Here is a 14,555-nt window from a genome sequence, read left to right as displayed (position 1 = left end):
TTCTATGAAAAAACCTGTATAGTTCAGAAGAGAGAAAAGCTGACGTACAGGGGGAGAAAGGGTGTCAATAGAAGTGGATATTTACGAAAAGATACGCTATTTGCATGTACATGAGGGTAAGTCACAAAGGACAATATCTAAGATGCTCGAGATATCACGTAATACGGTTAAAAAATACTGTGAAGGATCACAGGTCCCCTGGGTACGTCAAGGAACAAGTGGTCGTCAGCGATATGTGGTTACTGATGAGGTAATGGATTTTATCAAGAACTGCCTGGCCATTGATGAAACAGAAAATATTAAGAAACAGAAACATACTGCTAAGCGAATATATGACCGCCTCGTGGAAGAGAAAGACTTCAAGGGTGGCGAATCAACTATCCGGGAAATCGTAGCGGAACTAAAAGGCAAACAGGCAAAAGTATTCGTCCCATTATCTTATGATCCGGGAGAAGCGATTCAGATTGATTGGGGCGAAGCAACCGCATACATCAGTGGTAAAAAGACGAAGTTGAACCTGTTTTGTATGCGGGAGTGTTACAGTGCCGATATTTACTGCCGGGCATATTACCGCCAGAACGAGGAGAGTTTCCTCGAAGCTCAAATCACCGGCTTTGACTATTTTGAAGGTGCTCCAAAACGGATAATATTTGACAATGCCAAAGTAGCCGTTAAGGAAGGGTTCGGGATTCATGCCAAAGCCCAAGACAGATACCTTGCGTTGGCCGCACATTATGCCTTTCAATGCGACTTTTGTAATATAGCGGCGGGGCATGAGAAAGGACTCGTCGAGGGACTTGTGGGCTGGGTGAGGCGCAATGTTTTAGTGCCCATACCTCGAGTAGAAACGATTGACGAACTAAATACAGAAATACTGCGCAGGTGCTTAAGATACCGTGAACATAAGATAACAGGCCGTGAGCAGACCGTCGGTGAGATGTCCATGACCACCAGAGTCATGCTGACATCCCTGCCACGATATAGATTTGACCCAAGCAAGAGCATAACACAAAGAGTGAGTGATTTTTCAACGGTGAGATTTGATTACAACCACTACTCCGTGCCGGTTAAGTACGCTGACAAAGAAATCAGTATTAAGGGCTACGGTAACGAGATAGTGATGATATACAGAAATGCTGAGATAGCCAGGTATCCCCGCTGTTACGAACGAGGACAAACCAAATATCGGCTTGAACACTACATAGACTTGATTGAAAAGCGTCCTCGCAGTGTTTTCAATGCCAAGCCCGTAAAAAGCACCCTAACAACACAATTGCTAGAGATCGGCAGACGGCTTTCTAGCCCGCGCGAAATGGTCAAGTTGCTAAGGCTTTGTGTTGACTATGGAGAGGACAAGGTTCTGGGAGCAATAGCCTCTCTGAAAAGTCCTGAACTATCGGTCGATCAGATACGAGCTTTTCTAACGCCGATTAATACACCTGAAAAGATACCTGTAGAAATAGATATTCCAGTGCCCAAGCCTCAGTTTGAAAAGTATAACGTTCTGATGAACAGGGGGGCTGCGGTATGAGTGGGGCCCATGAAATCAACCCTGTTAAAGAGAGCATCAAGCTTTATGCCAAGCAACTCAGAACACCTGCATTTGTAAGCTATGAAAACGTTGTCCGGCAGCTCTCTCCTGGTGACGGATATGACCAATTTCTCTGTGAGACCATGAAACTTGAGGTTTCACAGCGACAGGTTGCTGGGCAAAGACGCAGGATTAAAAAAGCTTGCTTTCCAGTCATGAAGACTCTTGATGAATTTAAATATGAACGTCTTGAACATATATCGGACTCCTACATATGGGAGCTTGCCTCTTGTGATTATATTAAAAACCGACAAAACATTGTAATGATCGGTACCCCCGGTGCGGGGAAAACCCATCTTTCCATAGGACTAGGCATGAAGGCCTGCTACGCAGGATTTAATGTGAAATTCTATTCGGCGATCAACTTGGCGAATGAACTTGCAGAGGCTATTCAGTTTCACCGGTTGTCAAAACTTGAAAAAAGTCTGGCTAAGATCGACTTACTGATCATCGATGAACTCAGTTATCTTACCTTCAACCGTCACCAATCCGAAATGTTGTTTCAGGTGATATCGGAACGTTCCGAAAGGGGGAGTATAATCTTAACCACCAATCTAGAATTCTCACGTTGGACAGAGCTATTTGAGAACGAAATTATGGTTGCAGCATTGATTGACAGAGTAACCTTCCGATCCCACGTATTAAACATGAATGTGAAGGATTCTTACCGATTAGAGCAGACATTGGCTAAACAAACTATGTGAATACAGGCATGGAGCTTAGCCGCGCGCGCCTGTAAAATCTCCATTCGGGCTACGCCCTCTTTCCGATTTTACAGGCGCATATCTATACCAGTAAGTGGCTCAATATTCTTCCAGCGTTTTCACTAATATGGATCACCTTTTTACTGGCGTTAGTGGATCAAATTTTTCCTGGCGAATGGCTCACTTTTTTCTTGACATTCGCAACTTAATATCCGAATGCCACATCGAATTGCGACGTTTCCTTTGAAACCGTCTGGCGGCTACGCCGGAATCAGTATACATTCGCATTTGGCGGGTACTGTAACCGCGAGCAGCCAATTTATCCTGTAGGGTGCTGCGTTTTATCTCTCTGGGCTTAATCCTGCCTTCCCATTCCAGGATCTGAATGATCTGCGCTACACTGCGACTAGGCACTTCCCGTCGAAGCAAAATAGCCTGTTCAAGAACCTGTGGCGGAATAACTTCAACCCTAGACTGGGCCTTACCCTTCGGTTTTAGTCCGAGAAATCCCTTTTGGCGGTATTCCGCCAAATACCGCCGCAAAGTCCTCTCTGTTATACTATGCTGTTCACAAATTCGGGCTTTAACTTCCCGTATTTTGGCCGCATCAATCCCATCCGCCAATAACGGTGCCAAAAGTTGTACACGCTCGGCAGCAATTTCCTCGGCCTTTTTCCAATCTTTCATCCCCAACACCTTCCTTAAGTCGACTTCTCTTCGAGTCTAACTTAAGTGGTTCCGGACAAAAATGCAGAACGGGTATGTAACCATAAATTTGAATTAGCAATGGGGCGGACAATTCTGGCTAGCCACCCTGGTGCATTGCCGACATAAAGTCCGATTCGCTGGTGTGCGGATAGTGAAGGGACGGACGGCTCCTCCACAGGTATTTGTCCAAGGCGGATGGCGATAGCTCTAAGACAGCCAAGTAAGTATGGCAACCGCATATGAAACCATTTTCTTAGCCGGTACAAGGTTGCATCATCTGCTGCTACGTCAGAAGTCCCCGATTGCGTGACCACCTGCTCAATACCTATGGATTCATAGCGCTTGTAAGGTACCAAGCAGTCCGGAAGTTCGTGATGAATACGACTACAGTTAGAACAACGCAGTCTTCGGATGATTAAAACCCTAGTTTCGCCACTGCTATTTTTATACGTTCGCTTACGGCTACCAATGATTTTTAGATTTTCGCCACAGCAAGGACAAGGGGATAATTCCGCACACCTAACAAAAAACGCCCGTGTGGACGTTTTCAATTAGCTCGTATTTTGATACAATAACCATGATCTTTGGGGGATGTCTCTAGTGAACCTGTTGGCGCAGGTACACATTTAATGGAGACATCCTTTTCCTTTTCTTTGATATGGTCATTATATCTAGCAACTTTCGGACAGGCAATACCGTCAACTTTTGGTCAATTTACGTTAGCTCAAACACTAAGTTGCGAAATAGCGGAACTTCATACCGCGATCCCTTTCTTAAAAAAAAGAGTTCTTCTAACAATGAAAAAACATCAATGCCATTTTCGATAAGTAAAGAACCATATATTATGACCAAATATATCCCAACAAATAATATATGGGTAAACTCACCATGTTGATTTAAGGTATTAATAAATGGATATTATTTATTGCGGATAAGTTCGTATTCACTCTATGATACATAATTAATCGAGTTCGCAAAACCACAGTTAGAGTTGAAATATATAAATATTTCGATTAAACTGTTTTATAGTTATTGACATGAATTAAATCTTATTTATTTAGATCTCGACCAGACAATGAAAGGGATGTTCTGATGATACCCTTTGAATTTATAGTCGAAGGCCCTCCGATATCTGCACAAACCAAAAATCGCAAGAACCTTCAAAGATGGAAAAATAAGGTCCGTGATGCAGCAATCGTTTATTGGCCGACAGGTGATGCGGCATCAAAGGAACAACTGGTTATTAGAATTACCTATTATTTCGATACAGCTAGCCCTGATGTAGATAATATTGTAAAACCAATTCAGGACGCATTGATTGGCCTAGTTTATGAAGACGATAATCAAATAACAGATTCTATCAGTAGAAAAAGAGATATTAACGGTGCTTACAAAATACGAGGAGTATCGAAAGTAATTGCTGAAGGTTTCTGCACCGGAAATGATTTTTTACATATTAAAGTATATGAGGCTTCCGGTTTTGAGGAGGTGGACTAATGAATAAAGATAGTGAAAAGGTCGCACTCACAAAAGCAGCAAAAGAATATTTGGACCAAGGGTATGAGGTAACAATTTATCCTACTAAGGATGAATTGCCAATGCCATTAAAGGGTCAAATGCCAGATTTAATTGCATTTAAAGATAATCAGTATGTTATTGTTGAGGTTAAATCCAAGTTGAGTCCAAGTGAGGCAAATCAATTAAAAGTATTTGCTGATATTGCGGAAAAACAAGGTTGGAGATTTGATTTAATTAGTATTGATGAAGATACTAAACCAACTCTCGATATTCTTACACAGAAGGATATGGAATTAACTTGGAAAAAGATTAGCGATCTTAAACATTTAGGGTTTAATAATTCAGCATTTGTTTACGTATGGGCAATGCTAGAAACATTAATGAGATCACTCGTTGCTAAAGAAAATATAAGAGTTCATTCTAACACTATGTATAGTCCGTTATTACTAGTCAAGACTTTATACTCTTATGGGGTTTTAGAAGAGGAAGATTTCAATAAATTAAAACACTATTTTTCAATTAGGAATCGAATAGTTCATGAATTGAATATAGGTGAAATTTCCGGAAATGAGTTAGAAGATTTTATTGTTTTGGCCAAAAAATTTATTAATGAAAATTAAGCAATCAATAACGACACATGGATCACCCTGGTAAAATGATTAACCCAAATCATTTTTACCAGGGTGATCCCTTTTTAGTTCTTTTGTATTTTGGTGTCATGTTCTGACATGACACATATTAATAAGTTACTTTGATTCACTTAAAACCCAATTAATGAACCGACCTAAATTCATCACAACAACCACCCTTTGTTTGAATCAGCAAACGTGAGTAATTAGTAGGTTTGGATAGAACCAATATACATTTTATGGATACCAGCGAAGTTTTACTTCCTATCCAAAATGCAAAATCTATTTCTAGTTTGTTTTTTCACCAATAAGCTTATAAGCGTCATCAATAAGCTCCTGAATAAGTTGGGGGATTTCGTCCTTTTGTATATACGCTATTGCTTTCTTTATAAATTTTACTTTGTCGAGTTTTCCAGCGTATGCATTGCGGAGTATTCTATCAAATTGTCCTAATATTTCTTTATTCTGATCAATATCTTCTAATTTAACAGGTTTATCTAAATTGTACAATTCATTGAATGCTTTTATTGCGTAATCTATTGGTATAAGATCTTCAAAAGTACCTTTTTCGATAAACTTTAATGAGTATCTATCTTTTTTTCCTTTAATCATTCGTTCTAAATCTATTCTTTCTTTATTTGCGTCGCTATCAAGTAAAGCACATATTTTCACATCATGTAAGTTATCTTTGATTTTTCTGAAGTCTGCAAGAACCTGTTGTTTTGAAGTTGAGTTCCAAACATGTATCTTCATTGGCGCAAGTGGTCTATCATATTTTAGTGCCAGTTGTGGTATTGCTACTTCTTCTGTGGCACCTTCTACAAGTATAATGCACTTTGCATCCTTAACAGTGTTGAGCATTTCAGGTGTTTCTTTAATTATTCTGGTAATTGCCTCTTCAATATCTCTGACATAATCGTCAAAGTATCTGAAGCCGATTGATATAAGTAGCTCTGGATACAATGACGTCAGATGTGTAAAAAAAATTGCATCTTTTCCTATTGTAAAATTATCATGCTGCATACCGCATTCTGGACAAATTACGGTACTATCAAGTGTCACAGCATCAGAACATTTTTTATCGATATTAATTAGATCGTCCCTTATAGATTCAAGTTCTTTACATGCAAGCAAGCCATGCCTTTTTCCAATACGCTCATAAGTGCGCTGGCTTATAAAGTGATAACCATAAAAGAGTCCTATATTTGTGCGATAAGGTGGTTGCTCAATTATTATATTGGAAAACGTCTCTAGTAATGTCTTCATATAATTGGCATGCAATTCGTATGCTAACCTATAAAAAGTGTATAGCTGCATTATGGGTGGAAAGAGAACTATGTTAATCATAAAATCAGCAAAATTTTCAGCGCTTACCAGTCTGCCGATATTTGGATATTTTAGTTTATAAGTATAGTAAAGATTATTTAGGAACTCAATATCATTAGGGGATAATCGCATTACTTCAACAAAATCTATTATATTATTAGATACTACAAAATAGGTAAATGGAGTAAACTCCACACCTATGCTATTCTCATAATTTATGTTCGGTAAGTATTTTTGATACATACTTGCAATAGAGTTGTACCATGTATAATGATAAGCATTAATCTTTTTCTCTATAGGTGAACCCTCGATTTCCAAGGACTTAATTACTGACATGAAAAATTGATAGCACTTGGTTATGCAGCTATTAGATATAATACATGTTGGCAAATCATATTTAATGAATTGAATTATATCGGACTCATTGAATTTAACAGTTAACATTAATTCTATTCCTTTCAGATCCCCGAAATATCTGGTACTTTCTAACTCAAAATAAGAAGTGGATTTTGAAGACCGCCACTCATTATAAACATAACTCTAATACTGCCACCTACTCATTTTTAGCCTAATGGTTATATGGATAGCACTAAACCGCTGGGAACTCTCATATTAAATATTAATCTTATGTGTTTGCGGCTCTGGCCCTTTTCGGATTATACATGCAAAATTATATTCACCTAAGTGAGGCGGGTCTTGGCCTCGACATTTAAAAACTTCCAATCCACCATGCAGAAGATCAATAGAAAGGTAATAGTCTTCAAGAGAATGAATAAAAACACAATAGTTTGGATTTTTCCTGGAGAGATCTGCCCTACAGACATATCCGTTTCTCGAAGCGACTTCGTCTCCATATTTTCTATATAGGGTTTGTCTATCTATGCCATTTGCATCAGCTGTTGATGCTTCATCTAAAAATTTATCATTCAGTTCACAGCATGCAAAATCTTGAGGAAACATGCTGTGTGTATTAGCATTTTTACATAAATAATTGTAAATAACTCCATTACAGTCGGTGGCCGGATCACCGACACAAATGAGAGAAATTATTCTACTGACCTCAATAGTAATAGCTATTTGGGGGGCATGCTTTTTGTTATACATTGATAATAGTAACAATGGCTCTACTTCACTATTATCTTCTATTGCTAGCATTGCTAGCTGAAGATAATGTTTAAATGGCATTTCTGTGACAGTATTTGATTCAAATTGCAAGGGGCAAGACAGCTTGCTTTCTTCGCTTGGCACATCAACAAGATCCCCATTTCTAATCATCCTTTGTAACATCTTGTGTACTATAGTAAAATTATTTTTTATCGTCAAAGATTTGGTAATTGGTGGATGAACATAAGTATCTGAACCATTAAAGAAGTAATGATATGGAGCTCCATTATATTGGTCTAGCGAGGCGTCGAAACAATCACCCACAAATTTTATGTTTTTAATTAGATATTCAAAATGCTTCACTTGATCATCTCTAGACGAATCTGTTGCAATCTCAAACAATCCTGGATCTAAAATCAGTTTCGTTCTCATTGATTGCCTCTTTTTTTCATAATGTTCCTATACCCAGCATGTAGGATGAGTTCTGATTCAGACGCATATTGATCAAAAAAACCTTGCGGGGCTTTATCAATACCAATATCCTCGTCTATGCAGACTTCTGTAAGTTCAGAACAACTCCATTGATTTTTCTCTACAAAATATATACCCAACATATCCCGTAAAGACTTATCTTCAACCGCCCGTCGTACCATTCGATTAATGATATGGTCACTATGTGTTTCAATTATTAGATGTTTTCCCTGCCTTGCAATCGCAATAAGGAAATCAGCCATATCCATCTGCATTTTAGGATGAAGGTGAATTTCAGGTTGTTCTAAAATCAGAGTGTTACCTTTAGTCATTGCTAATCCTTCAACAAGAATAGGTAGCACCTGGCTAACACCGAATCCAACATCAGCTATATTTTGTTGTTCAATTATTATCTGAGTTACCTTAGCACCGGGTATGTCGGTTGATGTTGCATGAACCGTTCCCAGACCTAGTTGCTCTGCCCACATAGAAACCGCTTCCTGCAAGCCTAAAAATTGAGTGTTTGTATCATTAGGAATTGGTATATCAATTGTCTTATTTCCTAGTTGTCCAAGATATTGAGCAGTGTTTTCGCCTCTAACTCCAATATTAGAATATATATCTTGAACAAAATATTGACGTAAAGGCATTTCTCGAAGAGGACCTAAATATTCAATTTTATTAAATTCCGTTGCCAAGATTCGAAATATTGTGTATAGAACCGGAAGGGCACTAGTTGATTTTTTTGACAAGTTGTCTTTATATAAACTAACCAATTGCATACCACGAAAATAACAAAAGCAGTTTTTCCAATTATGATTAGTATAAATAAATGGATATCCTCCCTGGTTATTATATAATGGTGTTGGGAAATTCTCTAACAGAATATCATAACGTTGGTTCCCTGTATCGTAGCTGCGCATGCTAATAATTGAGTGAACAATCTTTTCATTTTTACCATAAGATTCATTGGAATATTCTGAAGTGAGTTCAATTGTTGAAGATTCTATGAGTGCTACTTGTGGAAGTGTCTTGTCCTGTTTAAATTGAAAACTAGCACAAATATCAAATTTTGAAAAAACATTGCGTTTTGATACCATTCCAATGCTTCGACACAGTTCTTTAAAAGCCGGATTTCTGTTATCTATTGAAAAGGTAACTGACAAACCCATACCTGCCTTAGAGGATTCTATTGATGTATGGTTACGAACATTTTCAAAAACGCCATTGTTTGTATATATTCCATTAAGAAGTAAATAATTATTACCTGTTGCCTCAAAAGATTGCTTAAGCAATAAGATGCTTTTAATAATCGCAGTTTTTCCCGAACTATTTCTACCGCATAGGAGCGTAATCGGCTTTAAGGGAACATCTCTATCATCGTATGATTTATAATTTAATAGATTTATTTGTTTTAACATAAGTATGTCCTTTCTTACTGTGATCTTGTTCATAGTGGGATTCTCACCATGGATCCATTACGTAAAACACCTGATAGGTTCTTCTTGTTATTCAGAATCATTTTATCACCTAAATAACATACCAATGAGATTGTTAACAATTAGAGGTTGAACTGTTATCTACAGACAAATCATTTGACCGTTCATGAATTCCAAGCCTATACAAATAGGTAATCAGCAGTTGTGCAGTAGTAATCATTAACTCGTGCTCATAGTGACTTGTCGGTGTGATAATATCCTCATCATGATGTGAAACCTTATTGAGATAACCTCCAAAACCTTGCATTAATTGAGAAATAGCATCTCGTTTAGATTCCTCAATCTGAGAAAAATTCTCGAATAGATAACTTTTCCAAGAATCCTGTTTATTATCTTTTCGATATGCTCCGTTGTATGGATGTTTTACAAATTGTTTCAAGACTCTGTCCACCTCATTTAAGGCGGCTACCCCATCACCTGAATTTAAATATACTCTTGCCTTTTCTAACGTTTTCGTAGCATGATGCCAAGATGGTTCAGAAGAAATAAATGGAGATACCTCTAACGATTCACTCATTTTGTAATCGCTATTAATCAGAGCATTTTCCCAATCTGATTTTGATATTTGTAGACAATCTATACTAGTAAAACCATGCTTCTCTGATTCGAATGGTTCCTCCGAAAACACGAATTCTATGTTAAATTTTATATTTAACATATTTTTGTTTCTATGTCTTTCTAATAAAACAATTTCATGATTAAGCAGCATTAAGTTTAAATTTAGACTAATTACTTGTTCTGGATCTAAAAATGTCTTTTTATTTCCACCAGCAAATTCTAACTTACAAGTACCTATATGAATTATTCGATTTGAAAACGTTAAATATGCTTTGCATTCTCGGATATAAACTATTATTCTCTTGGTAGCTTTCGTATATAGTTTTGAATCGAAGTATACTATTAAACCATATTGATCAGTTTCATGATATCTGATTCTATTCTCCATCTCAAATGTTCCAAGAGTCATACCTTGTTGTATCGAAAGTGCAGACTTCAAATGTAAAATCGGGTAAGAACCCATATAAACTCCTCCTGTTCAATGAAACGGGAGGAACTCATGCTGATACCCCCGTTTCCTAATTTCGCATAATAGACATTTCCTTATGTTACCTTACTTTGCATTATTAGCCTAATGCTAAATAGGGCTTACAAAGTTATTCTTCAGAAAATCGTATAACGTTCAGGCTTTACCACAACGTCTCAACCCATTCATCTGGGATAATACACAACACATACCTATCATCTGACTACTAGTATTTCATCAATTTGTTCATGCTCAATTCGTTGTTGCCAGATAGCTATATCTCTTTCTATCCTTTGTTTATGCTTTAGATATGTTAATCCACTAAGCTCTGGAAGAAGAGATTTTAAAAAAACAATCCGTTCCTCCATATATGGAATCATACTTCCAGTACCGCCCCAGCTAATAGGTTCAATCTCAAGATTAATAAACAGTTCTGAATCTGCGTTCAACCGTATCAAATGTAGAATGTGCGTTTTTCTGCATTCAGGTGAGATTTCATTAATAGCTGAAAATAACAATCTCATTAAACGTACGTTACCATAGTTACAATCGATATAATGAGAGATCCAACTATCTTGGCGTCCAGTAAGTACTCCAGATTTATCCTGACACTTTAAGATGTTTCTAATATAGCTCGAAATCTGCCAGGATCCAAGTTCTGAGCAATTACAATATTTTTCAACAATTTTATCTGCTAGTTCGATATAATTTTCACAATCCCAGATAGCTGATAATCGATTTTCATCTACGTGTATGCATGACTTTCTTTTTTTGAGTACTATAAGCTCGATATATTCATCAATAATCAAAGGGTAATATTTTGCGAATGTAATTATGAATTCTCCATTATGGTCCTCATTTGAATCATAAGAAATTAATTTAAAATAAATCTCTTTTAATAACGTCCAATCATTTTTATATATTTCAATTAGGTTATTAGTGTATAGATTGAACATTAAGCCAAAATATATTGAGAACATGAACGGTGAGTAGTCATATTTATTTATAATAATCTTACTCGCTTTAATATATATATCAGAGTCATAGGGTTTGTATTTTTCTAAGAAATCGATATTTCTATATGGTGATGAAGTAATACTTCCTTCATCTTTAGCCAAAAAATCATAGAAACTTTGAACATACTGTTCAGATATGACTTCTTGAGGAAGATTCTTATAAAAAGAAAATTGCCAAGAGTTTTTTTGATTATATTCAACCCTACTTATTATTTCAAAGGTTGTTTTATCACCAACAATTTCAAACAGCTTTATAATTATAGGATCGGGAAACAAATTTATTGGTGTATTACATTCTAAGTAGACATCAATTGCGTACAAATATAGCTCTCTATTACTGGATAAGCAACTGTACACATACTGTAGACCTTCTTGAATTTCCCATGCATTCCCAGGAACATATTTATCATAATCGACGCAAACTTGGATGATTTTAAAGACTTTTTCTTGGTTGCATCCCTCAAGTAGATTTCTAATATCAGATTCCTTCAGTTCTTTTTCCTTTTTCCAGTTGAATTCTTCTAAGTGGCGCTTCCCTTTTAAAATACAATAAAGTTCATAATCGGGGCAGGTAAGGTAACTTTCTAACTTTGATGTAGCATCAATGCCATCACGTTTGACAAGGTCAGATACTTTTTCTGCAATAATGCAATGTGACAACCGAGAAGGGGAAAATAGTTTGTTGAAAAAGCTTAGTATATATTGGAAATCAAATTGAACAAGTTCCTGATCAACCATGTCTAAAAAGTGTCCATAATTTTTTATTATTGTCTCAATTTTGGATTGGTAGTTTTCATTGTGATATAAATCGATTAAACTAGTCCAAATCAATTCTCGATATTGTTTAGAACCATCACTTAATCGAACAGGAATCTTATATAAAATGATTGTTTTGCCTCTCCCTGCCTCTGCAGGTGAGAAATGTAGTTTTAAAAATTCAGCAGCTATTCTCAAAAAGAGGATAGTTACATTCTCATTATTCCAATGATCAGCATACTCAATAAATCTGCTTACTAGTTGAATCTGTGTCCAATAGTCAAAGCGTTGAGAGTCTTTTTGAATGCTAAAAAATGTGTTGATAGAGTGATAGCAATCCATAAATCGTTGAGGCTGTTTGCAGTAATATTTAAATAATAAATCCAACGCTACAGTTAGATCTTTTCTATCTCTAAATCCACCTATTATTTTTAAAATATCATTATTAACACTATTATTTCGACTTTCTTGTTCAAAATTTATTGTATTTATATCAAAAGTTTCTTGAGCTAAGGTATCGATTTCTTCTTTTAGCATTAAAAGAGTTTCTGTAGGTCTAATAATATAAAACGCTTTGACGAATTCAATAAATAAGGGATTGTTTGAGCGCTTAAAATCGTCCCATACAATGCCAATCTCTTTTTCAAGTTGCTGATTCATTTCAGTAGAAGCAAAAATATTTCCTAAAATATAAGCTGCATTAATAACACGTGGTCTATAGTTTCCAAAACAAGCTATTACCATATTTGAAAACGGGATAATCCTTTTTTTTATGAATATGAATTTAAGCAAATAATTACCGAGACACTGGTCAGATATTTTAACCGCCTTATCATTATATATATCCACTATCTCCAACTCATGTAGTTGATGCGTATAATTGACAAAAGATTTTTCAGATATACCGACTTCCTCTAACACAGGCAATAATGTTTCCAAGTTTTCAAGATTGATTGCTGTCAAAAAAGCGATTATCCCTGCAGTAGTGTATAAGTTTCTTTCTTGATCAATAATATTATCCTTAAGAAATTTTCCATAATATCCTTCATACAACTGAGTAGCATCATTTATGCTATCCAACGATTGTGTTTCAACTGCAAGTTTTCCTGCTATTATAGCGAGCCGCGCATTGCCCTCAGCAATTTTAACGATCTTGTCCAAATAATTTGAGTTTAAAATCTCTAAATTCACTTTTAAAAGTTCCTTGATCTCTTCATCCGAAAATGCACTTATCGTGCAAATTTCTGGAACTGAGAACTCACGCACATCTTGTATAGTCGTTTGCTTTGCATAGTCTCTCACTGTTATTACTATTTTTACATCATAGCCTTGCCTCTGCTTAGTTAGGTACTGTAAAACATGATGTAAACCCGTGATTTGATTTGCATCATCAATCATCAGTAGATATTTGCTAGGGGAATCTAGAAAAACCTTTAAATCATCGTATATAGGAAGACGATTACTTTGAATACAACACAATCTATAACCGTTTGTGGAAGCATATCTTTGACAGCATTCCAACGCTAACCTTGTTTTTCCTACGCCTGCCAGACCACTTAAGATGGTAACATTCGCCTTTTCTATCTTTAATAATACTTCAGTGATTTCTTTTTCTCTAAATTGGAAAGTGGTTGAAAGTGGTGCAGCCATTGTGTTTGCATCATAGACGGATATGAATTCATTAGAATTAAAAATTTGTTCTGTACTTATAGGTATCCCTAAAAAATCGCGTGCAATTCCGTGAAAATGGTTATATATGTCGCTCGCAATTTCATCTATTCCTTTAAGTTGTAATAATACCCCATTGGAAACACAACGTTCACGTAGACTTTTATCTTCCCCTGCCGACAAATTATCTGAAGTGTGACAATAAATGATTTCGGCAATGTCAGATACCTCTAACTTAGTTTTTTCCGGATTCAAACAATCGCTAATATCTTCGGATACCTTTTTAAACCAATTAGTTTGTTGGGTAGTATACATTACCAAAATGTATTTATTACCTGATTTCAGAAAATATGTATCAGGGATACCTTTTGTTGTTTTCGTCGTGCCCGATTTCATACCTAACGAGAGGATACCTTTATATCCTCGTTTAGATAAGTATGCATCACATAACTCCTGAAAGGGTCCGCCATCAAGCTGTAATATTTTTTGTTTTATATCTGTCAATCTTGACATTATAAACTCCTTTCTTAATGTCCGTTCC

General features: G+C 36.3%; 11 protein-coding genes. 4 read left to right on the top strand and 7 right to left on the bottom strand.

Annotation, left to right across the window (positions count from 1 at the left end):
- The first annotated feature begins 61 nt into the window (after nucleotides 1-61).
- Both istA and istB read left to right on the top strand, forming a co-directional pair.
- Nucleotides 62-1,531: an IS21 family transposase gene (gene istA, locus VZF35_RS15935; protein ID WP_407306384.1), complete on the top strand. Its 1,470-nt coding sequence runs from the start codon at nucleotides 62-64 to the stop codon at nucleotides 1,529-1,531.
- Nucleotides 1,528-2,295, top strand: a complete 768-nt coding sequence (gene istB, locus VZF35_RS15930; protein WP_407306382.1) for an IS21-like element helper ATPase IstB — start codon at nucleotides 1,528-1,530, stop codon at nucleotides 2,293-2,295. Before istA ends, istB begins: the two co-directional genes overlap by 4 nt.
- A gap of 180 nt (nucleotides 2,296-2,475) precedes the next feature.
- On the opposite strand, the gene VZF35_RS15925 is transcribed toward istB, so the two are convergent.
- Nucleotides 2,476-2,982 (bottom strand): hypothetical protein, encoded by a 507-nt coding sequence (locus VZF35_RS15925; protein ID WP_407306380.1) that lies wholly within the window; start codon nucleotides 2,980-2,982, stop codon nucleotides 2,476-2,478.
- Nucleotides 2,983-3,023: 41 nt separating this feature from the next.
- Nucleotides 3,024-3,554, bottom strand: a complete 531-nt coding sequence (locus VZF35_RS15920; protein ID WP_407306378.1) for a DUF6431 domain-containing protein — start codon at nucleotides 3,552-3,554, stop codon at nucleotides 3,024-3,026.
- Between the two features lie 541 nt (nucleotides 3,555-4,095).
- Between VZF35_RS15920 and VZF35_RS15915 the strand changes: the two genes are divergently transcribed.
- On the top strand, nucleotides 4,096-4,500 hold the full coding sequence (locus tag VZF35_RS15915; RefSeq protein WP_407306376.1) for a RusA family crossover junction endodeoxyribonuclease: 405 nt from the start codon (nucleotides 4,096-4,098) through the stop codon (nucleotides 4,498-4,500).
- Nucleotides 4,500-5,141, top strand: coding sequence for a hypothetical protein (locus tag VZF35_RS15910; protein WP_407306374.1), 642 nt, complete (start codon nucleotides 4,500-4,502; stop codon nucleotides 5,139-5,141). Before VZF35_RS15915 ends, VZF35_RS15910 begins: the two co-directional genes overlap by 1 nt.
- A gap of 297 nt (nucleotides 5,142-5,438) precedes the next feature.
- Here the strand turns inward: VZF35_RS15910 and VZF35_RS15905 are convergent, their stop codons facing one another.
- The 5 genes from VZF35_RS15905 to VZF35_RS15885 form a co-directional block, all read right to left on the bottom strand.
- On the bottom strand, nucleotides 5,439-6,794 hold the full coding sequence (locus tag VZF35_RS15905; protein ID WP_407306372.1) for a TOPRIM nucleotidyl transferase/hydrolase domain-containing protein: 1,356 nt from the start codon (nucleotides 6,792-6,794) through the stop codon (nucleotides 5,439-5,441).
- A gap of 294 nt (nucleotides 6,795-7,088) precedes the next feature.
- A complete protein-coding gene (locus tag VZF35_RS15900) occupies nucleotides 7,089-8,012 on the bottom strand; it encodes a hypothetical protein (RefSeq protein WP_407306370.1) in 924 nt (307 codons plus the stop codon).
- Complete coding sequence (locus VZF35_RS15895; RefSeq protein WP_407306368.1) at nucleotides 8,009-9,472, bottom strand: AAA family ATPase; 1,464 nt, start codon at nucleotides 9,470-9,472, stop codon at nucleotides 8,009-8,011. Before VZF35_RS15895 ends, VZF35_RS15900 begins: the two co-directional genes overlap by 4 nt.
- A 133-nt stretch (nucleotides 9,473-9,605) precedes the next feature.
- On the bottom strand, nucleotides 9,606-10,571 hold the full coding sequence (locus VZF35_RS15890) for a hypothetical protein (protein ID WP_407306366.1): 966 nt from the start codon (nucleotides 10,569-10,571) through the stop codon (nucleotides 9,606-9,608).
- A gap of 218 nt (nucleotides 10,572-10,789) precedes the next feature.
- Complete coding sequence (locus VZF35_RS15885; protein ID WP_407306364.1) at nucleotides 10,790-14,527, bottom strand: hypothetical protein; 3,738 nt, start codon at nucleotides 14,525-14,527, stop codon at nucleotides 10,790-10,792.
- Nucleotides 14,528-14,555: the final 28 nt, after the last annotated feature.

The organism is Desulfosporosinus paludis, assembly GCF_045689965.1.
GTDB classification, from domain to species: Bacteria; Bacillota; Desulfitobacteriia; order Desulfitobacteriales; family Desulfitobacteriaceae; genus Desulfosporosinus; species Desulfosporosinus paludis.
Note: the sequence above shows the minus strand (reverse complement) of the source record. Positions and strands in the feature narration are given on the sequence as shown.

Excerpts from the sequence above, each read along its gene's own strand:
- VZF35_RS15895 (WP_407306368.1), bottom strand. The coding sequence starts at position 9,472 with ATGTTAAAACAAATAAATCTATTAAATTATAAATCATACGATGATAGA.
- VZF35_RS15890 (WP_407306366.1), bottom strand. The coding sequence starts at position 10,571 with ATGGGTTCTTACCCGATTTTACATTTGAAGTCTGCACTTTCGATACAA.
- VZF35_RS15910 (WP_407306374.1), top strand. The coding sequence starts at position 4,500 with ATGAATAAAGATAGTGAAAAGGTCGCACTCACAAAAGCAGCAAAAGAA.
- VZF35_RS15925 (WP_407306380.1), bottom strand. The coding sequence starts at position 2,982 with ATGAAAGATTGGAAAAAGGCCGAGGAAATTGCTGCCGAGCGTGTACAA.
- VZF35_RS15915 (WP_407306376.1), top strand. The coding sequence starts at position 4,096 with ATGATACCCTTTGAATTTATAGTCGAAGGCCCTCCGATATCTGCACAA.
- VZF35_RS15900 (WP_407306370.1), bottom strand. The coding sequence starts at position 8,012 with ATGAGAACGAAACTGATTTTAGATCCAGGATTGTTTGAGATTGCAACA.
- istB (WP_407306382.1), top strand. The coding sequence starts at position 1,528 with ATGAGTGGGGCCCATGAAATCAACCCTGTTAAAGAGAGCATCAAGCTT.
- VZF35_RS15885 (WP_407306364.1), bottom strand. The coding sequence starts at position 14,527 with ATGTCAAGATTGACAGATATAAAACAAAAAATATTACAGCTTGATGGC.